This is a genomic window from Streptomyces sp. NRRL S-455, assembly GCF_000717875.1.
In the GTDB taxonomy this organism is placed as follows: Bacteria; Actinomycetota; Actinomycetes; order Streptomycetales; family Streptomycetaceae; genus Streptomyces.
In genome coordinates, this window is sequence record NZ_JOCT01000013.1 from 246,679 (window position 1) to 272,544 (window position 25,866).

16 protein-coding genes are annotated in these 25,866 nt (G+C 73.3%); 10 read left to right on the forward strand and 6 right to left on the reverse strand.

Annotation, left to right across the window (positions count from 1 at the left end; genetic code table 11):
• Complete coding sequence (gene ftsE, locus IE97_RS0119590) at nt 1–690, reverse strand: cell division ATP-binding protein FtsE (protein ID WP_003990615.1); 690 nt, start codon at nt 688–690, stop codon at nt 1–3.
• Between the two features lie 311 nt (nt 691–1,001).
• On the opposite strand from ftsE, the gene IE97_RS0119595 reads away from it, so the two are divergent.
• Nucleotides 1,002–1,193, forward strand: a complete 192-nt coding sequence (locus tag IE97_RS0119595) for a hypothetical protein (RefSeq protein ID WP_030241916.1) — start codon at nt 1,002–1,004, stop codon at nt 1,191–1,193.
• A gap of 95 nt (nt 1,194–1,288) precedes the next feature.
• Here IE97_RS0119595 and IE97_RS0119600 read toward each other — a convergent pair whose 3' ends face one another.
• From IE97_RS0119600 to IE97_RS0119615, 4 genes are all read right to left on the reverse strand, one after another.
• A complete protein-coding gene (locus tag IE97_RS0119600) occupies nt 1,289–1,945 on the reverse strand; it encodes an LPXTG cell wall anchor domain-containing protein (RefSeq protein ID WP_030241920.1) in 657 nt (218 codons plus the stop codon).
• Nucleotides 1,946–2,234: 289 nt separating this feature from the next.
• The gene (prfB, locus tag IE97_RS0119605) at nt 2,235–3,341 is read right to left on the reverse strand and encodes a peptide chain release factor 2 (protein ID WP_030241923.1); all 1,107 of its coding nucleotides are present in this window, start codon (nt 3,339–3,341) and stop codon (nt 2,235–2,237) included.
• Between the two features lie 348 nt (nt 3,342–3,689).
• Nucleotides 3,690–4,937 carry a serine/threonine-protein kinase gene (locus IE97_RS0119610; RefSeq protein WP_030241928.1) on the reverse strand — a complete coding sequence of 416 codons (1,248 nt, stop codon included), beginning with the start codon at nt 4,935–4,937 and terminating at the stop codon, nt 3,690–3,692.
• 169 nt (nt 4,938–5,106) lie between these two features.
• Nucleotides 5,107–6,789 carry a serine/threonine-protein kinase gene (locus IE97_RS0119615; protein WP_030241931.1) on the reverse strand — a complete coding sequence of 561 codons (1,683 nt, stop codon included), beginning with the start codon at nt 6,787–6,789 and terminating at the stop codon, nt 5,107–5,109.
• A gap of 361 nt (nt 6,790–7,150) precedes the next feature.
• Between IE97_RS0119615 and IE97_RS0119620 the strand changes: the two genes are divergently transcribed.
• The 9 genes from IE97_RS0119620 (at nt 7,151) to IE97_RS0119660 (ending at nt 25,390) form a co-directional block, all read left to right on the forward strand.
• The gene (locus tag IE97_RS0119620; RefSeq protein ID WP_030241935.1) at nt 7,151–11,008 is read left to right on the forward strand and encodes an FtsK/SpoIIIE domain-containing protein; all 3,858 of its coding nucleotides are present in this window, start codon (nt 7,151–7,153) and stop codon (nt 11,006–11,008) included.
• 185 nt (nt 11,009–11,193) lie between these two features.
• Nucleotides 11,194–12,606, forward strand: a complete 1,413-nt coding sequence (locus tag IE97_RS0119625) for an ABC transporter substrate-binding protein (RefSeq protein WP_030241939.1) — start codon at nt 11,194–11,196, stop codon at nt 12,604–12,606.
• Nucleotides 12,607–12,611: 5 nt separating this feature from the next.
• Complete coding sequence (locus tag IE97_RS0119630) at nt 12,612–13,958, forward strand: carbohydrate ABC transporter permease (RefSeq protein ID WP_030241943.1); 1,347 nt, start codon at nt 12,612–12,614, stop codon at nt 13,956–13,958.
• Nucleotides 13,955–14,869 (forward strand): carbohydrate ABC transporter permease, encoded by a 915-nt coding sequence (locus IE97_RS0119635; RefSeq protein WP_030241947.1) that lies wholly within the window; start codon nt 13,955–13,957, stop codon nt 14,867–14,869. Before IE97_RS0119630 ends, IE97_RS0119635 begins: the two co-directional genes overlap by 4 nt.
• 142 nt (nt 14,870–15,011) lie before the next feature.
• Complete coding sequence (locus tag IE97_RS0119640; RefSeq protein WP_030241951.1) at nt 15,012–17,309, forward strand: bifunctional glycosyltransferase/CDP-glycerol:glycerophosphate glycerophosphotransferase; 2,298 nt, start codon at nt 15,012–15,014, stop codon at nt 17,307–17,309.
• A 93-nt stretch (nt 17,310–17,402) separates the two neighbouring features.
• Complete coding sequence (locus IE97_RS0119645) at nt 17,403–19,604, forward strand: bifunctional glycosyltransferase/CDP-glycerol:glycerophosphate glycerophosphotransferase (RefSeq protein WP_030241956.1); 2,202 nt, start codon at nt 17,403–17,405, stop codon at nt 19,602–19,604.
• Nucleotides 19,605–19,612: 8 nt separating this feature from the next.
• Nucleotides 19,613–21,853 (forward strand): bifunctional glycosyltransferase/CDP-glycerol:glycerophosphate glycerophosphotransferase, encoded by a 2,241-nt coding sequence (locus IE97_RS0119650; RefSeq protein ID WP_030241960.1) that lies wholly within the window; start codon nt 19,613–19,615, stop codon nt 21,851–21,853.
• A complete protein-coding gene (locus IE97_RS0119655) occupies nt 21,850–23,655 on the forward strand; it encodes a hypothetical protein (RefSeq protein WP_030241964.1) in 1,806 nt (601 codons plus the stop codon). Before IE97_RS0119650 ends, IE97_RS0119655 begins: the two co-directional genes overlap by 4 nt.
• Before the next feature lie 115 nt (nt 23,656–23,770).
• Nucleotides 23,771–25,390, forward strand: coding sequence for a hypothetical protein (locus IE97_RS0119660; RefSeq protein WP_051705041.1), 1,620 nt, complete (start codon nt 23,771–23,773; stop codon nt 25,388–25,390).
• Here the strand turns inward: IE97_RS0119660 and IE97_RS0119665 are convergent.
• On the reverse strand, nt 25,380–25,793 hold the full coding sequence (locus tag IE97_RS0119665; protein WP_030241972.1) for an organic hydroperoxide resistance protein: 414 nt from the start codon (nt 25,791–25,793) through the stop codon (nt 25,380–25,382). The two genes, IE97_RS0119660 and IE97_RS0119665, sit on opposite strands and share 11 nt — an antisense overlap.
• Nucleotides 25,794–25,866: the final 73 nt, after the last annotated feature.

Consider the following 25,866-nt stretch of genomic DNA (forward strand, 5'->3'; position numbering starts at 1 on the left):
TCAGTGCTGGTAGCCGTAGACACCGCGGGCCTGGTCGCGGACGAGGCGGCCCTTCTCCAGTTCGATGACGCGCTTGCGCATCTGGTCCACGATGTTCTGGTCGTGCGTGGCCATCACCACGGTCGTGCCCGTCCGGTTGATGCGGTCGAGCAGCTTCATGATGCCGACGGAGGTCTGCGGGTCGAGGTTGCCGGTGGGCTCGTCGGCGATGAGCAGCTTGGGCCGGTTGACGAACGCCCGCGCGATGGCGACACGCTGCTGCTCACCACCGGACAGCTCGCCGGGCATCCGGTCCTCCTTGCCGCCGAGCCCGACGAGGTCGAGCACCTGCGGCACGGACTTGCGGATCTCACCACGGGACTTGCCGATGACCTCCTGCGCGAAGGCGACGTTCTCGCCGACCGTCTTGTTCGGCAGCAGGCGGAAGTCCTGGAAGACCGTCCCCAGCTGACGCCGCATCTGCGGCACCTTCCAGTTGGAGAGGCGCGCGAGGTCCTTGCCCAGGACGTGCACCTGCCCGTGGCTGCACCGCTCCTCGCGGAGGATCAGCCGCAGGAAGGTGGACTTTCCGGAGCCGGAGGACCCCACGAGGAAGACGAACTCGCCCTTCTCGACCTCCAGGGAGACATCCCGGAGGGCGGGGCGGGTCTGCTTGGGGTAGACCTTGGAGACGTTGTCGAATCGGATCACGGATGCACCACGGGTCGCCGGGGGTAGATGAGCGTGACCATACGCGAAGCGGGTACGTGACCGCAGTCACCCGTGGTGGTTGCACATTGGATGTGCCGTTTTGTACGCCCCCGGAGTGGCGGCCGTGTCGATCTGCGGCCCCGCCGCAGCGCGCGACCAGCCTCCACCGCCGGGCAGCCGCGGGACAATGCACGACCACCTCTTTGGCAGCGGCCGCGCAGCCGCCGACGGAACCTGGCACAGTGGGGAGGGGAACATTCCCCTACCCACGGACGTTGAACACGTGGAACCGGCGCGAGGAGGGCGAGCGCATGACGTACGACCGGCTGGTGTGCGCGAACTGCGCGGCCCCCGTGAGCGAGGGCCGCTGCCCCGTGTGCCGCGCGAACCGTGAGCGGCTGCAGCAGGAGAGCTTCCTCGCGAACCTGAGCCCGCTGGCGTTGATCGCCCTGCTGACGGTGCTGGTCGCGGCCGTCGCACTGCTGGCCCACCAGACGGCGTAACAAGCAGCCCCCCGACACGGCCGAGGGCCCGGAGCGTGACGCTCCGGGCCCTCGGTGTTGCGCTGTGCACACGGTCCGTACGGACGCGGCTACCGTCAGGCGGCAGCTCCGCCACGGCCGCCCACGAGGCGCGGCAGGACGCGGAAGCCGACACCGCCGGCGATCATCGTGGCGGCGCCGATCACCAGGAAGGTGGTCTCCGTGGCACCGGTCTCGGCGAGCTCATCGCCACCGCCCGCGCTCTGGGCCTGCGGGGCCGGGGTGACGTCCGAGCCGGTGTCGGTGAGGGAGGAGGAGCCCTCCTGCTGCGGGGCGGTCCCGCCGTCGGGGTCGGTGACGTTTCCGCCGCCGTTGCCGCCACCGTTGGCATTGCCACCACCGTTGGCGTTGCCGCCACCGTTGCCGCCACCGTTGCCGCCACCGTTGCCGTTGCCCGGGTCGGTCGGCTGGACCGTCGGGTCCTCGGTCGGCTCGGTCGGCTCGTCCGTGGGTTCGGTCGGCTCGTCGGTGGGCTCCTCGGTCGACGGCGGGTCCGTCGGGAGGTCCGTCGGCGGGTCGGTCGGGATGTCGGTCGGCACCGGCGGGGTGGTCGGCGGCGTCGGGACCGGCGACTCCTTGGCGCACAGGATGCCGAGCAGGCAGTCCTCGGCCTCGGTGGCGGATGCGGCACCCGCGGCGGTCAGCGAGGCGCCTGCGGCGATCACGGCACCGGCCGCTATCCGCGCGACACGGATCCGCGTCTTCTTCGTCATGTGGTTGCTACCCCCAGTAGCTCATCGTCATTAGGCATCGCTCGGGGCTGTGCTCTACGGGGACAGCTGTGGTGAAAAGCCCCCCGGTTCACATGCGCCCCAGAGACACGCATGCCGCGCTTTACCCTTCCCATTTTTCAAAGGCACGTCAAGGGCGTTTGCGGGCGCCATGTCCAACTACGGGGCCAATGCCGGGAGTCTGAGTCTGTGAGTGTGATGTAAAACCCAGACATGCGGGCGCGAAAAAGGCAACTGCCGCACCGACGTGGGCAGTTGCCTTATCGACAAATTACTTCTCCTGCTGCTTGCGCCAGCGAATTCCGGCCTCGAGGAACCCGTCGATCTCGCCGTTGAACACGGCCTCCGGGTTGCCGACCTCGAACTCGGTGCGCAGGTCCTTGACCATCTGGTACGGGTGCAGCACGTAGGAACGCATCTGGTTGCCCCAGGAGTTGCCGCCGTCGCCCTTGAGGGCGTCCATCTTGGCCTGCTCCTCCTGGCGGCGCCGCTCCAGCAGCTTGGCCTGGAGGACGTTCATGGCGGTGGCCTTGTTCTGGATCTGCGACCGCTCGTTCTGGCAGGAGACGACGATGCCGGTGGGGATGTGGGTGATGCGCACCGCGGAGTCGGTGGTGTTCACGCCCTGGCCGCCGGGGCCCGAGGACCGGTAGACGTCGATCCGCAGGTCGCTCTCGTCGATGTCGACATGGTCGGACTGCTCGACCACGGGCAGGATCTCCACGCCCGCGAAGGAGGTCTGCCGACGGCCCTGGTTGTCGAAGGGCGAGATGCGCACGAGGCGGTGGGTGCCCTGCTCGACGGAGAGCGTGCCGTACGCGTAGGGCGCCTGGACGGCGAAAGTGGTCGACTTGATGCCGGCCTCCTCCGCGTACGACGTCTCGTAGATCTCGGTCTTGTAGCCGCGCTGTTCGGCCCAGCGCAGGTACATGCGCTGGAGCTTCTCGGCGAAGTCGGCGGCGTCGACGCCGCCCGCCTCGGCGCGGATGTTCACCAGGGCCTCACGGGCGTCGTACTCGCCGGACAGGAGGGTGCGGACCTCCATCTCGTCCAGCGCCTTGCGCACGGCGGCGAGCTCGGACTCGGCCTCGGCGCGGGTGTCCGGGTCGTCCTCCTCCTCGGCCATCTCGAAGAGGACGGCGAGGTCGTCGATACGACCGCGCAGGGCCTCGGCCTTGCGCACCTCGGCCTGGAGGTGGGACAGCTTGCTGGTGATCTTCTGCGCCTCGTCGGGGTTGTCCCACAGGGACGGCGCGGCCGCCTGCTCCTCGAGCACGGCGATGTCTGCCCTCAGCTTCTCGAGGTCCAGAACGGCCTCGATCGACTCCATGGTCGAGGAGAGGGACTTGAGCTCTTCGGATACATCGACGACTGCCACGCCCTCCAGCGTAACGGCTCCGCCCGGCGGCCAGCGCCGGGCCGCCGCGGCGGGCTTTGAAGGCGCGGGCCCCCGGGTGCCCCCTCCGGGGCTCCGGCGCGCCCCAGGGGGCGAGGCGAGTGCGGGGCGGAACGCCGGGCGTCCCGGCGCCGGCCCGGCGCCGGCGGACGGAACCGGACAGCGACCGCGGCCGCCGCCCCGCGTTCACGTGCGCCCGCTCACTCGACCACACCCACCGACCGGCCCGCGCGTGGACCGCGAAAGCCCGACCGCCACCCGCCGACCGGCCCACGCGTGGACCGCGAAAGCCCGACCGCCACCCGCCGACCGACCCGCGCGTGCGCAGGGTCAGGGGGACTGCGGGGCCGAGTTCTTCGTGTCCTGGGGTGGGGTGTCCGCGTCGTCGCCCGAGGTGGACAGCCACGCTCCGACGCCGAGGGCCGCGGCCAGGACGACCGCGCCCACTCCCAGGGCCACGCGGCGCCGCCGGACGGCGGCGCGGTTGCGGGCCGAGCCCGGCCGGGGCGTGCCCGACGCGCGCGGGGCCCGGGCCGTGCCGTGGGCGCCCCCGGCCAGCTCGTCGGGCGCGGGGACGCGCATGGAGGTGTGGGTGTCCCGGTTGGAGTCGGCCGGTTTCGCGCCCGGCACCAGCGGCACCGCGCCGCGTCGCCGGGCCCGCTCACCTGCCGGTGCCGGTCCGGCCGGCCGCTCCTCCCGGTCGGCCTCCTCGGCGGACTCGGTGTCCGGCTCGTCCACCTCCAGCGGCGGCATGCCCTTCAGCATCGGCAGCAGCTCGCGCAGCCGCGACCCGAGCTCCGAGGCCCGCAGCCGCGAGGCGGGTGCCTTGGCGAGGCACTGGACGAGCAGCTGCCACAGCTCGTCCGGGATGCCGGGCAGCGGGACGACCGTCTCCGTGACGTGCCGCCGCAGGACCGCGCCCGGGTGGCCGCCGCCGAACGGGGTGAAGCCCGCCAGCAGCTCGTAGAGGACGGTGGCGAGCGCGTAGATGTCGACCGACGCGCGCGGGGGCAGGCCCTCGACGATCTCGGGGGCGAGGTAGTCCGGCGTGCCGATGATCTTCGTGGCCTTGGTCCGGCGCGGGGTGTCGATGAGCTTCGCCACACCGAAGTCGGTGAGCAGCGCGCGGTGGGAGCCGCCGGGGCCGAGCGGGCCCTGCATGTCCAGGAGGACGTTCTCCGGCTTCACGTCCCGGTGCACGACGCCCGCGGCGTGCGCGGCCGCCAGCCCGTCGGCGATGTCGGCCGCGATGGCGACGGCGGCCTCGGGCGCGAGGCGCCGGTCCCGGTCCAGCCGGGTCCGCAGGTCCGTGCCCCGGACGAGGTCCATGACCAGGGCCAGGTCGTTGCCGTCCACGACCAGGTCGCGTACGGACACCACGTGCGGGTGCTCCAGCCCGAGCAGTGCCGTCCGCTCCTGGACGAAGCGGCCGACGAGTTCCTGGTCGGACGCGAGGTCCTCACGCAACAGCTTGATGGCGACGGGGCCTTCCGGTCCCTCGCCCAGCCACACCGTGCCGGCACTGCCTCGCCCGAGGATCTGGTGGGCGGTGTACCGGCTGCCGATCTTCCGTGCCAAGGCTGCTCCTACCGACGCGTGTTGTCGCTAAAACTACGCGTCCGAAGAGCCAACCTTCACCGCCGAGGCGGAAATCACCCGCCAGGTGTCGACAAATCACCAACACCGTAGGCGGGTTCCGGTCAGATCGGTCCCCGGGGCCGACGTGGTGCAAGGCCCCCGAGGGGTCCTAAGCGCCCCCGCTGCCGCCCAGCTTCTCGAACCAGCCGGTCACCGTGCCGAACCAGTCGGTGAGCTGGTCCCAGTAGCCCTTGCCGGTGCCGATCCACTCCTGGAGCGGGCTCAGTTCCCAGATCAGCCAGCCGGCGACGAAGAGGATGACGATCGTGAAGAGGCAGCCCTTCAGACAGCCGAGCCCGGGGATCCGCATCGGGTTGGCGCTGCGCTGCCGCGGCTGCCGTGGCTCGCGCTGGGGCCGCTGCGGCTGCTGGGGCTGGGGCGGCGGCGCGGGCGGGGCGTAGCGCTGCGGCGGCTGGGGCCGCTGGGGCTGGGGGGCGTACTGCTGGGGCTGCTGCTGCGGATGGCCGTAGCCGGGCCCGGGCGGGGGTGCCTGGCGGCGCGGGGGCTGCTGCTGCGGCCGGGCGACCTGCCGCTGGGGGCGGCGGCGCAGCGGGTCCTCGTTCGGGTCGAGGTACTGGACCTGCGTCTGCTCGTTGCGGTCGCGGGCGGCGCGGAGCTGGTTCTGCCAGGGGTGCGGGTCCTCGGGTCCGCCCTGGCCCTGCTGGCCCGGGTGGCCGGGTGAGCCCGGCGGGACCGGTGGCATGACGGCGGTCGGGTCGGCCGCGCCGCGGTTCGGCAGCACGGCGGTGGGGTCGGCGGCGCCCGGGCCGCCGGTGTGCGGCAGGACGCTGGTCGCGCCGTTCGGGTCGTACGAGCCGGCGCCCTGCGGGAGGACCTGCGTCGGGTCGGCCGCGCCGGACGTGTCCGGCACGGGTGCCGGCGCCGGGTCGGGCATCAGGAGCGCGCCGACGCCCTCGGCGGCGGCGATCTGCGTGGAGTTCGCGTGCACCCCGATGCCCTCGGCGACGACGCGCAGGCCACGGGCGAGGTTCACGGCGCTGGGCCGCTCGTCGGGGTTCTTGCGCAGGCAGCGCTCGATGACCGTCCACAGCGGGTCGGGGACCGTGGAGGGGCGGCGCGGCTCGGCGCTGAGGTGCTGGTGCAGCACCTCGAGGGCGGAGCTGCCGGCGAACGGCGGGCGGCCGGTGACCAGCTCGTACAGCAGGATGCCGGCGCCGTAGATGTCGACGGCGGAGGTCTGCGGGCGGCCCTCGGCGGACTCGGGGGCGACGTACGCGGGCGTGCCGACGAACTCCTGGGTGCGGGTCAGGCCCGGGGAGTCGGCGAGGCGGGCGATGCCGAAGTCGGTCAGCAGCGGGTGCATCCGCCCGTCGTACTGCTGGAGCAGCACGTTCGCCGGCTTGAGGTCGCGGTGGACGACGCCGTCGGCGTGGCTGGCGGCGAGCGCGTCGGCGATCTGGGCGGTGAGCAGCGCCGCCGCGACGGGCGTGAAGGGCCCGTTCTCGCGGAGGTAGCGGTGCAGGTCGGGACCCTCGACGAGGTCCATGACCAGCGCCAGCAGCTCGCCCTCGACCACCAGGTCACGGACCCGGACGATGTTCGGGTGGGTGAGCCGGAGCAGGACGGAGCGCTCCCGGAGGAACCGCATGACGATGTCCGCGTCGCTGGCCAGCTCCTCCTTGAGGACCTTGATCGCGACGGTCTCGCCGGGCTGTCCCGGCACGGCCGCCTCGGCGCCCGCGGTCTCGCGCTGGCGGGCTCGCCAGACGGTGCCCGTGGCGCCGCGTCCGAGCGGCTCCTCGAGCAGGTACTTGCTGCCTACCGGCCGCACGTCATGCGCTCCCTGGTGCTTGCCTTGCCTGCTGGCCTGTCCGACCCACTGTAGTGCCGTGCGCCCGGGACCGGAGTGTCGTCATTCTGTGGGTCTTACGTATCCGCGCCCGCGCCTGTTCGAAGAAAAGACGCTCACCTCGGTCTCGTGGTTGCCGAGAGTGAACGTGACAGATCTCAAGTGATCGCGGGTGCGGCATTTCTCAGGCACTTTTACGGGCAGAGCCGACCAATCAAGATCACTTGTCCCTGAGCGAGGGGCGCGCTGTCAGTGGCAGGTGCGAGGATGCGTGCAGTACTGGCCGACGTGCTGGGGCGGGGTGGGGGACTCCGCGCCTGAGCAGAAGGGACCGCTGACGGCGATGCAGATCCGGCTGACCGTCGTAGACCCGCAGGGCCCGACGGTGCCGGGGCGGGACCGCGCCCCACGCAGCGACGTGCTGGTCACGGCGCCCGCCGGCACGGCGCTCGCGGCGGTGGCCTCGGCGCTCGCCCAGGTGGTCCAGGGCGGCGACGGCTCGGGCTCTCCCGTGCTGTACGCCGGGGAGCAGCGGCTGGACACCCAGCGGTGCACGCTCGGCGAGCCTCCGCTGACCGACGGCGCCGTGCTGTCCGTGGGCGCTCCGGGCGAGCCGGAGCCGCATCCGGAACTTGAGGACGCCCCGGCCCAGCTCCAGGTGGTGGCCGGCCCCGACGCCGGCGGCGTCCACCTCCTGCACGGCGGCGAGATCCGCATCGGGCGCTCCGCCGACGCCGATGTGCCGCTGGACGACCCCGACGTCTCCCGGTTGCACTGCGCGGTGACGGTCGGCGCGGACGGCCGCGTGTCGGTCGCCGACCTCGACTCCACGAACGGCACGACGCTGGACGGCACACGGGTGGGCACCCGCCAGGTCCACTTCGCCCCCGGGGCGCTGCTGCGGATCGGCGAATCGGCCCTGCGGCTGGCTCCCGCCGGGGGGCCGGGTGGCCGGGTGGACACGACACCGGACGGGGAGGGGCACGTCCGCGTGCCGGGCCCCGTCCCCCGCGTCGGTGGCGCGGAGACGGACGCGCGCGTGCCGGACCCGGCCGCCGCCGGTCCTTCGGGGCCCGCCCGGCACATGTACGGCTCGGTGTCCTGGGGCACGCAGGGCACCGCGGGCCGTGGATCCGGCGACTCGGCCGTGGTGCCCGGGCAGGGCGGGGCGCCCCGGGTCGAGGGCAGGAGGGTGAGCGCGGCCGCGCAGGCCGCACGGGTGGGTGACACCCGCCCAGAGGACAGCGGGGGCCAGGTCCACCCGGGGGGCGGTGGGCGTCCTGGGTCCGCCGGGGGCGGGACACCGTCCGGAACCGGTGGGCGGGGGCCGTACCCGGAGCCCGCGGAAGGCGAGTCCGGCAGCGGACTCGGGGCCCCGGGGACGCGTGCGTCCCAGGCCCGGGGAGACGCGGCCGCCGTCGGCTCTCCGGACGACTCGACGCGCTCAGCAGCGCCGGACGGCGAGATCCGGACTCCGCGGCAGCGTGGCGCCGCCGGGGATCCGCCGGCCGTGACGTCCCCCTACGGCATCACCAGCACTCCGCAGCGACGCGATGGGACGCAGTCCGGTCTCGGAGCCGGGGACACGCACGCGGTGCACGCCGTGGGCGGGGCGTTCGGCGGCGGAGGTGAGGACGGCTCCGGTCGGCGGGGCGGAGCAGCGGACGGCCTCGCGGCCGGCGCCGGCAGCCCCGGGCGCCGCGCCGGATCCGACGGCCGTCCTCCCGGTGCCGACAGCCCCGGACGCCGTGCGGGGACGGACGGCCTCGCTCCCGGTACGGACGGCTCCGGTCGGCGGGGCGGAGCAGCGGACGGCCTCGCTCCCGGTGCCGGGAGCGGGCGCAAAGGGACGCCCCTCCGGGGCACCGATCTGCCGCAGGGCACGCGCAGGCGGGGCGGGCTCGGGGCGTGGGCGCGGCGGCTGGCCGGGGGGCGTGGCGAGCAGGACACCGCGCCCGCGCGCGGGGCGTACGAGGACGAGCCGGCCGGGGTCGCGGCGGAGCGGCCGGCCGTCGCGCCGGCGGTGCCGGAGACCTGGCCGGACCCGGCCGCCGTGCTGCTGACGGCACTGGGGCCGGGGCCCCGGCTGTGGGAGCGCGGACCGGGCCACCCGGAGGCGCTCGCGGTGCGCCTCGGTACGGCCGACCGTGCGGCGCCGGACGGCTCGGGCCTGTTGCCCGCGGTGCCGGTGACCGCCGGGCTGCGCGAGGTCGGCGCGCTGGGACTGGCCGGGCCGCGGGCGCGGCTCACCGGGCTGGCCCGTGCCGTGCTGGCCCAGCTCGCCGCGCTGCACTCCCCCGACACGCTGGAGATCGTCCTGATCGCCGCGGACCGCTCCCGCCCGCTGGAGGAGCGCACCGCCGAGTGGTCCTGGCTGGGCTGGCTGCCGCATGTCCGCCCCGGGCACGGCCAGGACTGCCGTCTGCTCCTCGCCCACGACCGTGAACAGGCCGCCGCCCGCACCGACGAGCTCCTCCGCCGTCTGGAGGACGAGCTGGCGGAAGCGGGACCGGCGGCCGGCGACGCCCCGGCGAGCACCGTCCGGCCCGGTGGAGTTCCCCGCCGTCCCTCCTGGGCCCAGGACGACCCCGCCGCGGATGCGACGGACGGCTTCCCCGGCCCGTACACCGTCCTGGTCGTGGACGGCGACCCCGGCGGTGCCGGCCTGCGCGACGCCGTGGCGCGGCTCGCGCTGGAGGGCCCCCGGGCCGGTATCCACGTGGTGTGTCTGGCCGAGACGGCCGCCGCCTCCCCGGCGTCCCCGGTGACGGAGACCTACGAGGCGGCCTGCTCGGTGTCGCCGACGTTCCGGCAGTGCGGTGCGGTCGCCCTGCTCAGCGGGGACGTGGCGACAGCCCTGCGGCTGATGCGCGTGGCCCGGGTCGGCGCCGGTTCCGCACCGGCCGGGCCTGTGGGCCACGGCACGGTCGCCACCGTCGACGCGGTTTCGGCCGCCTGGGCCGAGCGGTTCGGGCGGGCGCTGGCGCCCCTGCGTACGGACGGCGCGTCGAGCGAGCGGCAGCCGCGCGTCTCCGCACCGCTGCCCCAGGCGGCCCGGCTGCTGGACGAGCTGGGCCTGGCGCGGGCGACCCCGGCGTCACTGATGGCGCGCTGGGCGGACGCGGCCGACGACAGTGAGGCGCTGGGCGGGCGGGTGCGCGCGGTGCTCGGCGCCGGGCCGCGCGGCCCGGTCTGCGCGGACCTCGTGGCCCAGGGACCCCATCTGCTGATCGAGGGCCCGCCGGGCAGTGGCCGGACGGAGCTGCTGCGGGCGGTCGTCGCGTCGCTGGCCGCCGCCGAGCGGCCGGATCGCCTGAGCGTCGTGCTGGTCGACGGCCGGGGCGGCCCCGGAGCGGGCGGCGGGGCCGGTGAGGGGCTGCGCGTGTGCACGGACGTACCGCATGTCACCACCTACCTCACCGCCCACGATCCGGTCCGCATGCGGGAGTTCGCGCAGTCGCTGAGCGCCGAGCTGAAGCGGCGCGCGGAGTTGCTGGGACGGTCGGACTTCGCCGAGTGGCACACCGGGCGCGAGGTGTCGGGCCGTATGGTCGCGCAGCGCACGGCGATATCCCGGGGCGGCGCCCCGGTGGAGGCCGCCTCCGGTGCCGGGGACCTCGACAGCCCGCCCAGTTCCACCATGCGGCTGCGGCCAGGAGCGGCCCGGCGGCAGCAGGAAGCGGCGCCGCCGCTGCCCCGGCTCGTCGTGGTCGTCGACGACCTGGACGCGCTGGTCTCCCCCGCGCTCGGTTCGACCGGACGGCCCGCGGCCGGATCGGTGATGCGCGCGCTGGAGGCCGTGGCCCGGGAGGGTGAGCGGCTGGGCGTGCACCTGGTGGCGGCCACCGGCCCGTGCCCGCGTACGGCGGAGACGGAACCGGCGCGCCGGGCCACCCTCCGCGTGACCCTGGACGCCCCGGCGGAGGGGCCCGACGAGCCCGCTCCGGGCCGTGGGCGCCTCGACCGCGCGGACGGGCGGAGCACCCCGTTCCAGGGCGGGCGTGTCACCGGCCGTATCCCCCGGACGGCGACCCTGCGCCCCACGGTCGTCCCCCTCGAATGGCACCGCATGGGTGACCCTCCGGCCCGGCGTCCGGTGCGGGAACTCGGGAACGGCCCGACCGACCTGGCACTGTTGGCCAGCGCGCTGGAAAGGGCGGCGCGGGAGGTCGCGGCGGCCAAGGTGCCGTCACTTCTGTAGCGGTCCGCAGCACTGGCCGAATGCCGACCACGTCCGTTGATCAGGGACGAGTCCCTGGTCACGACGGGGTCACGATCCCCCGCTTGACAGCCGACGCCATCTTGCCGCCCCCGCACACCGGGCGTAGACCAGATCGCACGGGAGCGCGCTCGACGTTCGACGAGGGAACGAAGAACGGGGCAGTCATGCGCATGACGAGCAGCACCATCCGGAAACGTTGGTCGCCCGAACGGAACAAGGCGACCCCTCACAGCCGCAGGGCCACCAGAGCCGCGGCGGCCGTCGCCGCGGGAGCGCTCGCGCTCTCGCTCACCGCCTGCGGAGGCGACGACAACGGCAACAGCGGAAACACGGGCAACAGCGAGGAGACCGCCAGCCAGGTCACCCTGCCGAAGCTGGACGGGACGAGCCTGGAGATCGCCGCCGTGTGGAGCGGTACCGAACAGGCCAACTTCAAGAAGGTCCTGGAGGAGTTCGAGAAGCGCACGGGCGCCACGGTCACGTTCGTGCCCGCCCAGGACCCGATCATCAACTTCATCGGCTCGAAGGTGGCCGGCGGGCAGCCGCCGGACATCGCGATGCTGCCGCAGCCGGGCGCCATCAAGCAGGCCGTCGACCGCGGCTGGGCCAAGCCGCTCGGCTCCGAGGCGCAGAAGGAGCTCGGCGAGAACTACTCGCAGGGCTGGCAGGACATCGGAAAGGTGAACGGCAAGCAGTACGGCGTCTACTACAAGGCCGCCAACAAGTCCCTGATCTGGTACAACAACCAGGTCTTCGAGAACGCCGGGGCGAAGGAGCCCGAGACCTGGCCGGATCTGCTCAACACGGCGCAGACGGTCTTCGACTCCGGCGTCACCCCGTTCTCCGTCGGCGCGGCCGAGGGCTGGACGCTGACCGACTGGTTCGAGAACGTCTACCTCTCCCAGGCCGGACCGGAGAAGTACGACCAGCTGGCCAAGCACGAGATCAAGTGGACGGACCCGTCCGTGAAGGACGCGCTGACCACCCTCGCGCAGGTCTGGGGCAAGCCGGACTACATCGCGGGCGGGGCGAACGGGGCGTTGCAGACCGACTTCCCGGCCTCCGTCACCCAGGTCTTCACCGGCGGGGACCAGCCGAAGGCGGCGATGGTCGCCGCGGGTGACTTCGCGCAGGTCAACATCCCGTCGAGCATGAAGATCGGCACGGACGCGAAGGTCTTCCCGTTCCCGGCCGTGGGTGACCAGGGTCCGGTGGTCTCGGGCGGCGACGCGGCCGTGATCCTCGAGGACTCCAAGGGGTCCCAGGCCCTGGCCACCTGGCTCGCCTCGCCGGACGCGGCGCAGATCCAGGCCAAGCTGGGCGGCTACCTGTCACCGAACAAGAACGTGCCGAACTCCGCGTACCCGAACGCGGTGCAGCAGAGGATCGCCAAGGCGCTCATCGACGCCGGTGACGACTTCCGTTTCGACATGTCCGACCAGGCCCCGCAGGCCTTCGGCGGCACGCCCGGCAAGGGTGAGTGGAAGATCCTCCAGGACTTCCTGAAGAACCCGAAGGACATCGCGGGTACGCAGGCGAAGCTGGAGGCCGAAGCGGCCGCGGCCTTCGGGAACTGACGGAGATGACGTCGGCCACGGCGGCAGGGGGCGCCAAGCCCCCTGCCGCTCCCAAGTCGCGCAAGAGCGTGACCGGCACGCGCAGGATGGTGGCGGCGCTGTTCCTGCTGCCCGCCCTCGTCCTGCTCGGCGCGCTCGTGGTGTACCCGATCGGGTACTCGGTCGTACGCAGTTTCTACGACCAGTCCGGTGACGGCTTCGCCGGAATAGACAACTACAAGGCCCTCTTCACCGACGAGGGCATCCGCACCGCGCTGAAGAACAACATCATCTGGGTGGTGTTCGCGCCGACGATCGCGACGGCGCTCGGCCTGATCTTCGCGGTGCTGACCGAACGGGTGCGCTGGGGCACGGCCTTCAAGCTGGTCGTCTTCATGCCGATGGCGATCTCGATGCTGGCGGCGGGCATCATCTTCCGCCTGGTGTACGACCAGGACCCGGACAAGGGCGTGGCGAACGCGGTGTGGGTGGGCGTGCACGACACGTTCGTCCAGTCGTCGGCGTTCCCGAAGGCCCACCCGGGCCGCCAGTCGCCGCTGGAGCCGGCCGGCGGCGGCGCGTTCATCACCAAGACGCCGGTCAGCGCGGGCGAGGCCGTCTCACTGCCCCTGGTGGGTGTCGCGCCCGACCAGATGCCCGACGACGCGAAGCCCGCCGTGGCGCCGAAACCCGAGCCGGACGAGATCACCGGCACGACCTGGCAGGACTTCACGCGTGGCCAGGGCGTCGGCAAGCTCAACGGGGTCGATCCGTCGGAGCTCGGTTATGCGGGCATGAGGATCGAGGCCGTGAAGGACGGCAAGGTGGTGGCGTCGACGACAGCCGGCGACGACGGCACCTTCACGCTGCCCGCATCGGCCGACGGAGCCCAGCTCCGGCTTCCGGCGAGCAACTTCAAGGAGCCGTACAACGGCCTGGACTGGCTCGGCCCGTCCCTGGTCACCCCGTCCATCATCGGCTCGTACATCTGGATGTGGGCGGGCTTCGCGATGGTGCTGATCGCCGCCGGGCTCGCGAGTGTGCCGCGTGAACTGCTGGAGGCGGCCCGGGTCGACGGGGCGTCGGAGTGGCAGGTGTTCAGACGGGTCACGGTGCCGTTGCTGGCACCGGTCCTCGCCGTCGTCACCGTCACCCTGATGATCAACGTGCTGAAGATCTTCGACCTGGTCTTCATCATCGCCCCCGGCTCCTCCCAGGACGACGCGAACGTCCTCGCCCTGGAGCTGTACCGCAAGGGCTTCTCCGAGGACCAGCCGGGCATCGCCAGCGCCATCTCGGTGTTCCTGCTGCTGCTCGTGATCCCGGTGATGTGGTTCAACGTGCGTCGGCTGAGGCGGGAGGTGCGGCGATGACGGCGGACGCGGGCAGTCTGCCCGGCAAGGCGGCGCGGCCCTCCGGGCCGGTGAAGGCGAAGCACTCGCTGGCGTCCCGGCTGGTCGAGGGGGTCAGCGGCGGACTCGTGCGGGTGTTCCTCATCCTGGTGGGCCTTTTCTGGCTGGTGCCGACCATCGGCCTGCTGTTGTCCAGTCTCCGTTCGCCGGAGGACATCGCGGCGAGCGGCTGGTGGAAGGTGTTCACCGAGCCGTCCCAGATCACCTTCGACAGCTACTCGAAGCTGCTGCAGAACGAGGACATCACCAGCAGCCTGCTGAACACCGTGTGGATCACCGTCCCGGCGACCCTGCTGGTCGTGATCATCGGCTCGCTCGCGGGTTACGCCTTCGCCTGGATGGAGTTCCCCGGCCGGGACTGGTGGTTCCTGGGCGTGGTCGGCCTGCTGGTCGTACCGGTGCAGGTCGCGCTGATCCCGATCGCCGAGCTCTTCGGCTCCATCGGCATCTTCGGCTCGGTGCTCGGCGTGGTGCTCTTCCACGTCGGCTTCGGCCTGCCCTTCGCCGTGTTCCTGCTGCGGAACTTCTTCGCGGAGATCCCGAGAGAGCTGCTGGAGGCCGCGCGCCTGGACGGGGCGGGTGAACTGCGGCTGTTCTTCCGTGTCGTGATGCCGCTCGGGGCCCCGGCGATCGCGGCTCTCGGCATCTTCCAGTTCCTGTGGGTGTGGAACGACCTGCTGGTGGCGCTGATCTTCTCGGACTCCGGGAGCCAGCCGATCACGGTCGCGCTGCAGACGCAGGTACGGCAGTTCGGCAACAACATCGACGTGCTGGCACCCGGCGCGTTCATCTCGATGGTGGTCCCGCTGGCCGTCTTCTTCGCGTTCCAGCGCCAGTTCGTGTCCGGCGTGATGGCGGGCGCGGTGAAGTAGCTCTCAGTACACGGCAGTTGAGGGGGCGGGCCGGTCGCGGTGCGCCCCCTCGGCGTTCCCCCGGATGCCGTAGCCGCCGTAACCAAGTCGGCCCACCGGCCGTTCCCGGGCCGAACGCCCGCGCCGACCGATGGATGGCCTCTTGCCCAGGTTCAGTGTGATTGTCCCCGCGTACCAGGTTCAGGCGTACCTGCACGAGTGCCTCGAGTCGGTGCTCTCCCAGTCCTGTCCCGATCTGGAACTGATCGTCGTGGACGACTGCTCGCCGGACGCGTGCGGCGCGATCATCGACGAGTTCGCCGCCCGGGACGCGCGGGTCCGGCCCGTCCACCTGCCGCAGAACGTCGGCCTGGGCCCCGCACGCAACGCCGGCGTGGCGCACGCGAGCGGCGACTACCTGCTGTTCCTGGACGCCGACGACACCTTCACACCTCATGCGCTGCGGTCGATCGCGGACCGGCTGAAGGAGACGGGCGACCCGGAGGTCCTGGTCTTCGACTACGCGCGCACCTACTGGACGGGCGAGGCGGTCCGCAACCAGGTGGCCCGCCAGCTCACCGAGCAGGGCCCGGCCCCGTTCCGCCTGGAGGACCGGCCGGGCCTGCTGCGGCTGCTGATGGTCGCCTGGAACAAGGCGTACCGGCGGGAGTTCATCGAGGAGAAGGGGTTCGTCTTCCCGCCCGGGTACTACGAGGACACCCCGTGGACGTACCCGGTGCTGATGACCGCGGAGTCGATCGCCACCCTCGACCGGGTCTGCGTGCACTACCGGCAGCGCCGGCAGGGCAGCATCCTGCGCACCACCAGCGAGCGGCACTTCGACGTCTTCGAGCAGTACGACCGGGTGTTCGCGCAGCTCGACGAGCGTCCGGAACTGGCCAGGTGGCGGCCGGCTCTCTTCCACCGCATGGTCCACCACCTGGCGATCGTGTACTCCCGCCGGGACCGGCTGCCGCACGGTTCGCGCGCGGACTTCATGCGCCGGGCCCGCGCCCATTACCGCCGTTACCGCACGCCGGGCGCACCCCTCCCTCCCTCGCTGCCGGCTTCGCTCGAGCGGGGGAACCCCCACCGCTGCCGGATCCAGCACGTCCTGATCCGCTTCGGCCTGCACCGCACCTACCGCACGCTCCAGCTGGCGTCGGCCCTGCACCGCGCCACCGTCCGGGCCGCCGGGGGGCTGCTGCGGGGCCTGAGGTCCGCCGCGCTCAGGTGTCACTACCGCGTGCAGCGCTGTCTCCCGCTGCGCGCCGACCGGGCCGTCTTCACCGCCTACGACGGCCGCGGCCACAGCTGCAACCCGGGTGCGCTGGAGTCGGCGTTCCGCGACCTCGCGCCGCACATCCGCACGGCGTGGATCGCCCGTCCCGAGTACCACCACACGATCCCGCCGGGCACGCGCCGCCTCGTCCCCGGCACGGCCGCCTACTGGGCGGCGCTCGCCCGGTCCGCCTACCTGGTCAGCAACACCGACTTCGACCACCGCCTGGTCAAGCGCCGGGGCCAGGTACTCATCCAGACCGGGCAGGGCACCCCACTGGGGCACATCGGCCTCGACCTGCAAGAACGCCCGGCGGCCGCCCGCGGCCGGGACTTCGCCGGGCTCCTCAGGGGCGTCGACCAATGGGACTACGTGCTGTCCGCCAACCGCCACACGACCCTCATTCACGAGCGCGTCCACCCGGGCCGCTACACGACTCTGGAATACGGCAACCCCCGCAACGACGTGTTCCGGACGGCGACCGCGGCGGACGTGACCCGGCTGCGTGCCTCGCTCGGCATCCCCGAGGGCACGGTGGCGATCCTGTACGCGCCGGCCCACCGCGACTACCGCCGCTCCCAGCGCCGCAGCCTCGACCTGGAGCGGATCGTGCGCCGCCTGGGCCCCCGCTTCGTCGTGCTGACCCGCTCCCACCACGCCTACGCCGCCCCGCCGGCCGGCACCTGCGGCCGGGTCCTCGACGTCAGCGACCATCCGAGCGTCCAGTCGCTGTGCCTGGCCTCGGACGCCCTGGTCACGGACTACTCGTCCCTCATGTTCGACTACGCCGGCCTGGACCGGCCGATCGTGATCCACGCCGATGACTGGGAGGCGTACGAGGCGGCCCGCGGCACCTACTTCGACCTGCGGTCCTTCCCGCCGGGCGCGGTCGCCCGCGGCGAGGACGAACTGATCGACATCTTCGCCACCGGCCACTGGCGCGGCTCCCGGTCGGCCCAGTTGCGCTCGGCGTTCCGCGAGCGGTTCTGCGCCTACGACGACGGCCGGGCCGGCGAACGGGTCGTCCGCCGGGTCGTCCTCGGGGAGTCGGACCTGCCGCCGGTCGTACCGCCCGCCGAGCGCCGTCCGGTGCCGTCGGCGGTGGCGTCCATGGCGCGCGAGCCGCTCGCCACGATTCCGCTGCCGACCGGCACCGCCGTCGTCGCCGACAGCGCATGAACGCGTCTCGCACTGCGGGGAGCCCGCCGCCGCGCCGTGTGAGGCCGCCCCGCTCCTGAAGATCTCCGACGGATCTCCGACAGAAAGAGCAGAATGCCCCGCTTCAGCATCGTCGTTCCGTCCCATGGGGTGGCCGGCCGGCTGTCCCAGGCGCTGGACTCGATCCTCGGCCAGTCGTTCGGCGACTTCGAGCTGATCCCGGTGTGCGACGCCCCCGACTCACCCGCGGCGGACGTCGTGGCCGGGTACGCCGAGCGGGACCACCGGGTGACGCCGGTGGACTCCCCGCCGTCGGCCGGCCTGGCCGGGGCGCGCAACGCCGGGCTGCGGGCGGCGGTCGGCGGCCATGTGCTGTTCCTCGACGGGGACGACGTCCTGGCCCCCGGGGCGCTGGCGGCTCTGGACACCCGGCTCGGCGACACGGGCGACGTGGACGTCCTGTACTTCGAACACGAACGCACCCCCTGGTGGGAGGGCGAGCCGGCCAACCCGGCCGCGCTTCTCCTGGCCGGGGCGCCGGACGGGGCCTTCTCACCCGGCCGGGCCCCGCGGCTGACGGGCGTGGCGCTGCCGGCGTGGAGCGCGGCCTACCGCCGTTCCTTCCTCACGGAGCGGGGCATCACCTTCCCCGGGGACCACTTCACCGACGTCGGGTTCGGCGGGCTGGTGGCCCTGCGGGCGGAGCGGGCGGCGGTCCTGCGCACGGTCGTGGTCCGGCACCTGCTGCGCCGGCAGGGCAACCGCCTCAACCTCCCGGGCGAGCACCATGCCGAACTCCTCGACCAGACGGAGCTGGTACTGACGCGGGCCGGGGAGCTCGGGCTGCCGCCGGACCGGCTGACGCCGCTGTTCGAGCAGCTCTTCGCCGCCGTACTGAAGACGGCCGCCCACCCCCGGCGCCTGCCGGCCGGACGCCGCGCGTTCTTCCGGCGGGCGAGTGGGCTCTACCGGCGCCACCGCCCCGCCGGCTACCGGCCGCCCGGCGGTAGCCTCGGCGTCCAGCACCGGCTGCTGGCGGCCGGGTCGTACGCGGCGTTCCGCACGCTGCGCGCCGCCAACCGGAGGGCGGTGCGGGCCGCCGCGCTGCTCCCCCGCCCCCGGGGGCTGCGCACCCGCCTGTGGTACGCGGCGCAGCTCCGCCGCCCGCTCGACGAGAACCTCGTCGTGTACTGCGCGTACTGGGGCCGCGGCTACGCCTGCAGTCCGGCCGCGATCCACGCCAAGGCCCGCGAACTCGCCCCGCACCTGCGCTCGGTGTTCCTGGTGGAGCCGGAGGCGGTGCACAGCATGCCGAAGGACGTGGCGTACGCGGTGATCGGCAGCCGCACGTACTGGCAGGTGCTGGCCCGCGCCAAGTACCTCGTCAACAACGCCAACTTCGCGGACGCCGTCGTCAAGCGCCCGGGCAGCGTGCACCTCCAGACCCAGCACGGCACCCCGCTGAAGAAGATGGGGGCCGACCAGGCGACGTACCCGGTGGTGGCGGCGGCGACCGGAAGCATCGGCCGGCTGCTGGCCCGGGTCGACCGCTGGGACTACAACCTCACCTCCAACCGGCACTCCACCGAGATGTGGGAACGGGCGTTCCCCAGCGCCCACGAGATCCTCGAGTACGGCTATCCGCGCAACGACGTGTACTACACCGCCTCCGGCGAGGACGTGGCCCGCGTGCGCAAGGAACTGGGCGTCCCGGAGGGCAAGAAGGCCCTGCTCTACGCGCCCACGCACCGCGACTACGCCACCGGCTTCTCCTCGGTCCTGGACCTGGCCGAGTTCTGCGAGGCGATCGGCGACGACTACGTGGTGCTGCTGCGCGCCCACTACTTCTACGACCAGGGGAAGGTCCGGGGCGGCGGCCGGATCATCGACGTCACCGGGCACCGCTCCTCGGAGGACGTGTGTCTGGCCGCGGACGCGCTGATCACCGACTACTCGTCGATCATGTTCGACTACGCCAACCTGGACCGGCCGATCGTCGTGTACGCCGACGACTGGGACGTCTACCGGGAGCTCCGGGGCGTCTACTTCGACCTGATGCGGCTGCCGCCCGGCCGGGTCGCCCGTACGCCCGGGGAGCTGGCGGCCGTCTTCCGCGACGGTACGTACGCGGACGACTCCGCCGAGGCCCTGCGCGCCGTGTTCCGGGAGCGCTTCTGCCAGTTCGACGACGGGCGGGCCGCCGAGCGCGTCGTGCGCCGGGTGCTGCTGGGGGAGCCGCCCGAGTCGATCCCGCCCGTGGTCCCGCTCGCGGAGCGCGTCCCGGCTCCCGCCGCCGTCCCCCTCGTAAGGAGCTGACCGAAGACGTGCCCCGCTTCAGCATCATCGTCCCCGTCTACAAGGTGCAGGGCTTCCTGCGCGAGTGCCTCGACTCGGTGCTCGGCCAGTCGTACGGCGACTTCGAGGTGATCGCCGTGGACGACCGGTCGCCCGACGGCAGCGGCGCGATCCTCGACGAGTACGCCGCCCGCGACGCCCGGGTGCGGGTGCTGCACCTGCCCGAGAACGTCGGCCTGGGCCGGGCCCGCAACGCCGGGCTCGATCAGGCGGCCGGCGACTACGTCCTGTTCCTCGACAGCGACGACCACTACACGCCGGGCCTGCTGGCCGCGGTCGCCGCGCGGCTGGAGACGACCGGCGACCCGGACCTCCTGGTCTTCGACCACGTGCGCACCTACTGGTGGGGCCGGGGCGGGCGCAGTGAGGCGGCGGACCTGCTGGACGCGGCGGGCCTGGAGACGTTCCGGGTCCGGGAGAACCCCGAGTACCTGAACCTGTTCCTGGTCGCCTGGAACAAGGCCTACCGGCGGGCCTTCTTCCAGGAGCACGGCCTGAGGTACGCGCCGGGGCTGTACGAGGACGCGCCGGTCACCTACCGGTCGATGGTGCTGGCGGACCGGATCGCCTGCCTGGACCGGATCGGCGTGGAGTACCGGCAGCGCCGGCAGGGCGCGATCACCAGGACGCCGGGACGCCGGCACTTCGAGATCTTCCCGCAGTACGAGGGGCTGTTCGCGTTCCTGGAGCAGCGACCCGACCTCGACTGGGCGCGGCCGCTGCTGCTGGAGCGGGCGCTGGACCACATGCTGTTCGTGCTGGCCCGCGAGGACCGGGTGCGGCCCGCAGACCGGGGCGACTTCTACCGCGAGATCCGTTCCTTCCACCGCCGCCACCTCCCCGAGGGCGGTTTCGAGGAGCCCGGCGGCTGGCGCGGGGTCGAGATGCGGCTGCTGGCCTCGGCGCCGTACGCGTCGTACGCGGCGGTGCGTGGGCTGCGGGACCTGCGCGCGACCGCCCTGGGCGGGAAGCGGCGGGTGGTGGGGAAGGTGTCGGAGACGGCACAGCGCACCTGGTACCGGGGCCAGTCGAGGCGTCCCCTCGACCCGCACCTCGCCGTCTACTCCGCGACCCACCACGGGGGCGTGTCCGGCGATCCGGCCGCGATCCACGCCAAGGCCCGCGAGATCGCCCCGCACATCCACGGCGTGTGGGTGGTCCGGGAGGACGCCGTGGGCGCGCTGCCGCCCGGCATCGACCATGTGACACCGGGCTCGCGCCGCTACCACGAGGTCATGGCCCGGGCCACCTACTGGGTGAACAACGTCAACTGGCCGGGCACCCTGGCCAAGCGGCCCGGCAGCGTGCACATCCACACCCACCAGGGCACGCCGCTCAAGTACATGGGCGCCGACCTGCTGACCAAGCCGGGCGCCCGGCACGGCTTCGACGTGCCGCAGATGCTGCGCCGGGCCGACCGGTGGGACTACAGCCTGGTCGCCGGGCGGCACGCGGAGCTGGCCTGGGAGCGGGCCTACCCGTGCCACTTCACCTCGCTGCGCACCGGCAGCCCGCGCAACGATGTGCTGGTGGGCGCCGGTCCGGAGCGCGGCGCGGCGGTACGCGAGCGGCTCGGTGTCCCGGCCGGTGACACGGTCGTGCTGTACGCGCCGACCCGCCGCGACTACCGGCGCGGCGGCCACGTCGACCGGTTCGACCTGGCCCGGTTCGCGGCCGACCTCGGGCCCGGCCACACCCTCGTCGTACGCCTGCACCCCGCGCTGGCCGGGGGTGTGGCGCGCCGCCTCGGGCTGACCGACCTGCACCGGCGGGGCGTGCTGGTGGACGCGACGGACGAGCCGCACGTGGCGGATCTGATGCTCGCCTCCGACGTACTGGTCACCGACTACTCCGCCCTGATGTTCGACTACGTCCTCCTCGACCGGCCGGTCGTGGTCCACGCCGACGACTGGGGCGCGTTCGCGGCCAGCCGGGGCGCCTACTTCGACATCACGGCCGACGCGCCGGGGCACGTGTCGCGTTCCTACCGTGAGCTGACCTGGCTGTTCGCGTCCGGCACGTGGCAGGACGCGGAGGCGGCGCGGCTGCGGGCCGCCTTCCGGGAGCGGTACTGCGAGTTCGAGGACGGGCAGGCCGCCGAGCGGGTCGTGCGGCTGCTGATGCTGGGCGAGGGCAGTGGTGCGCCGCTGCCCGCGGCCCGCCGGACCCCGGGCGTGCGTGCCCGGTCCGGAGCGCTGGTCGAGCGATGAGGACTCCCGCCACCCCCGAGGCCGTACCGTCCCTGCCCGGCCAGCGGGCCTCCTCGGCACCACCGCCGGCCGCCGTCGAACGGCTGGGGCCGGTGCACTGGTGGCACGCGGCGCTGGTCGCCGTGCCCACCGCGGTGCTGTTGGTGCTGGGCTACCGGCGGCGCTGGATCTGCGACGACGGGCTCATCTACCTGCGTCCGGTCCGGCAGATCCTGGCGGGCAACGGGCCCGTGTTCAACGTGGGGGAACGGGCGGAGAGTTCCACCGGCACCCTGTGGCAGTGGCTGCTCGCGCTCGGCACCTGGCTGACCGGCGAGGACCCTGCCTTTCTCGCGGTGGGGCTGGGGCTGCTGCTGAGCACCGCCGGATTCGGACTCGCCCTGTACGCCACCTGCCGGCTGCACCGGAGCGCGCGGCTGCTGCTGCCGGCGGGCGTGTTCGTGCTGCTGGCCGTGCCGCCGTTCTGGTCGTACATGACCTCGGGTCTGGAGAGCGGCCTGGGCACCTGCTGGACCGGCCTGTCGTGGTGGCTGCTGACGTGCACCCGGCGCGGCCGGCGGACCCGGGCGACGTACACGGCCGCGTTCGTGTTCGGGCTGGGTCCGCTGGTCCGGCCCGATCTCGCGGTGGTCACGGTGTGCTTCCTGGCGGCGCAGTGGTGGGTGCTGCGCCCGCCCCGGCGGGGCGTCGCCGCGATGCTGGCCTCGGCGGTGGCGCTGCCGCTGGCGTACGAGGTGTTCCGGGCGGGGTACTACGGGGTCCTGGTGCCGCTGCCCGCCATCGCCAAGGAGGCGAGCGCCAGCGACTGGGGCCGGGGCGCCGGCTATCTGCAGGAGACGTTCGGGCCGTACTGGCTGTGGCCCGTCGTCCCCGTGCTCGGCGCGCTGGCCGCCGCGCTGGTACGGCGCACACGCACGCGGCGGCGGGCCCGGAATCCGGAACGGGCCTCGCTCGCGGTGCTGCTGGCGCCGCTGGCCGCGGGCCTGCTGCTGGCCGGGTACGTCGTCCGTGTCGGCGGCGACTACATGCACGCGCGCATGATCCTGCCGGCCCTCCTGCTGCTGCTCCTGCCGGTCCTGGTGGTCCCCGCGACCAGGTTCACGGGCGTGGCGAGCGCGCTGCTGGTGGTGTGGCTGTGCGCGGCGGTCAGTCCGCTGCGGGAGCCGTTCGACGTACGCTCCACGCCGACGACCTTCAACGTGCGCAGCTCCGACGTGGAGGGCCTCGGCGACCACAACCCGGTACGCACGGCGACCTGGGTGGACAACTGGCCGGCGCTGCCGGAGGGGCGCGGCATGCTGGCCCGGGCCGTCGCGGCACCCCGGCCGACGCTGCTGTACTTCGACGCCGGGCGCAGGCTGCACGCCACGCCGATGCGGGCGGACTCCCCGTACCACGTGGTGATCGTCGGACGCCATCTCGGGGTCACGGGAGCCGCCGCACCGCTCGACGCCTACGTCAACGACGCCTGGGGGCTGGCCAGTCCCGTCGGCGCGCACCTGGCGCTGGAGCGGTGGAGCTGGCCCGGGCACGAGAAGTTCCTGCGCAACCACTGGGTCTTCGCGGAGTGGGCGGCCGAACGCCCGCCCCGGGGCGACCTGCTGCGGGCGGGGACCTCGCGGGAGGCGGTCGAAGCGGCCAGAGCCGCGCTGGACTGCGGTGAGCTGGCCGAGCTGAAGGAGTCGGTGCGCGCGCCGCTCACCGCCCGGCGGTTCTGGGACAACCTCACGGGCGCCTTCGAGCGGACCGGGTTCCGGTTCGCGCGCTGGCCGGCCGCGGCCGAGCGGGCGCTGTGCGACTGACGGGAGCACGACGTGCTCCTGGCCGTTCCGGGTGAGGTGGCAGGTGGGCGTAGCCGCCTCACCCGATGAAGTGACCCGGGGTCAGGCCTGTGGCAGGGGCGGGAACATTCGGCGCATGCCCGAGTCCCTCCCCCTTCCCAGCAGTCCGGCGGGCGCCGGAGTCCTTGTCCGGCGGACCGTGCGGGGTGCGACGGCGCTGCGCGGCGGCCGTCCCGGGCGGCCCACGCCGTACCAGTTCTACGGCGCCCTGTTCTGGCTGGTGATGACGCTGGCGTACTGGCGGATCCCGCTCTGCTGCGACGCCGGACAGCACGCGGCGGTCGTCGAGCGTCTGAAGGCCGACCTGCTCCACCCGGCCCACACCATGGCCGACCTGCCGGGCGAGGGCAGCCCCTACTACGGGCCGTACGCCGTCGCCCAGGGCGCGCTGGCGCGGCTGACGGGGCTGTCCGGCTGGGAGGTCGTGAAGCTGGCGGGGCCGGTGCACCTGCTGGTGCTGCTGACGGGGATCGGCCGGTTCGTGAGGACCCTCACCGCGCGCCCCTGGGCGCCGGTCCTGGCCGTGCTGTTCATGACGCTGCTGTGGGGCACCGCGCGGATCCTGTGGAGCGGCTACCTCGGGCTGATGTCGATGACGACGAACCTGGGGTATCCGTCGGCGGCCGCGATCGGGCTGACGTTCTGGGCGTGGGCCTGGACCTGCGGGCTCGCGCGTGCGGACACACCGGCCGTGCGGTTCGTCGGCCCGAGCGGGCTGGGCGGCTGGTGGGGGTTCGCCGCCGTCGGCGTCCTGTACGGCCTGATCCTGCTCGTCCACCCCGTCACGGCGGCCTCGACGCTCGTGGGGGCGGCGGCGATCGTGGCGGCGCGTCAGCGGGGGTGGCGCCGGCCGGTCGTGGCGCGCTGGGCGTTCGGTGTGGTGGTATGCGCGGCGGTCGCCGTGTCGTGGCCGTACTACGACGTGCTGGCGCTGGTGGGCGACACCGGCATGGACGCGATGCACCTGCGGCTGTACGAGGGGATGCTCGCCAACTCCTGGCTGGCACTGATCGGCCTGCCCGCGCTCTGGGTGCGGGCCCGCCGGTCGGTGCGCGACCCACTGGTGCTGATGTTCCTGCCGGTGTGCCTGCTGGTGGCGTACGGCTGGGTGAGCGGGCACTTCACCTATGCCAGGACGCTGTGGGCGGCGCTGGTGCCGCTCCAGTTCGCGCTCGCGGTGGAGCTGGCGGCACCCCGGCCGTGGCGATGGGGCCGGAGGGTGCTGGGCGGGGCGGCGGCGGCCGGGGTGTGCGTCGGGTTCGTCACCGTGCACGCCGGGGCGGTCGTGCCGCGCTCGGTCGACCCGGTGGGGTTCACGCAGCCGACGCGCTGGCCGTCGTACGACTGGGCGGCGCGGCACATCGGGCCGGGCGAGGTGGTGATCACCGACGGGTACTTCGCCAGTCATTCCATCGCCGGGTACGGGCCCAACCTCGCCGCGCCCATCTGGCCCGACCCGGCACTGGAGGAGGGGGAGCGCAGACGCCGGGCGGCCGACGTCCGCGCCTACCTCGCCCCCGGCTCGACCCGCGCCGAGCGTGCCGCCGTCGTCCACCGCTACCACGTGCGCTGGCTGCTGCTGACGCGCTGGCACCCGGTGCCCGAGGAGGCCGTGGTGGTGGCGTGGAGCAGACGGACGGGGGAGGTGCTGGCGCGGGTCGGGGGTGAGGCGCGCGGCCGGGTGCCTACTCGATGACGAGGTCGACGTCGATGTTGCCGCGGGTGGCGTTGGAGTAGGGGCAGACCTGGTGGGCCTGCTCGACCAGCTTGCGGCCGGTCGCCTCGTCCACGCTGTCCGGGAGCTCCACGCGGAGGGTGACGGCGAGCCCGAAGCCCTCGCCCTGCTTGCCTATCGAGACCTCGGCGGTCACGGCGGCGTCGCTGACGTCGACCTTGGCCTGGCGGCCGACGAGACCGAGGGCGCTGCCGAAGCAGGCGGCATAGCCGGCGGCGAAGAGCTGCTCGGGGTTGGTGCCCTGGCCGTTGCCGCCCAGTGCCTCGGGCATGCCCAGGGCGAGGTCCAGCACGCCGTCGGAGCTGACGGCCCGGCCCTCGCGGCCGTGGGTGGCGGTGGCGACAGCGGTGTAGAGCGCGTCCATGGAAATCCTTCCCTCTCACGTCAACGTTCGACGGCCCGCTTCCGGGCCGTCCGACAGCCACGATTAGAGCACA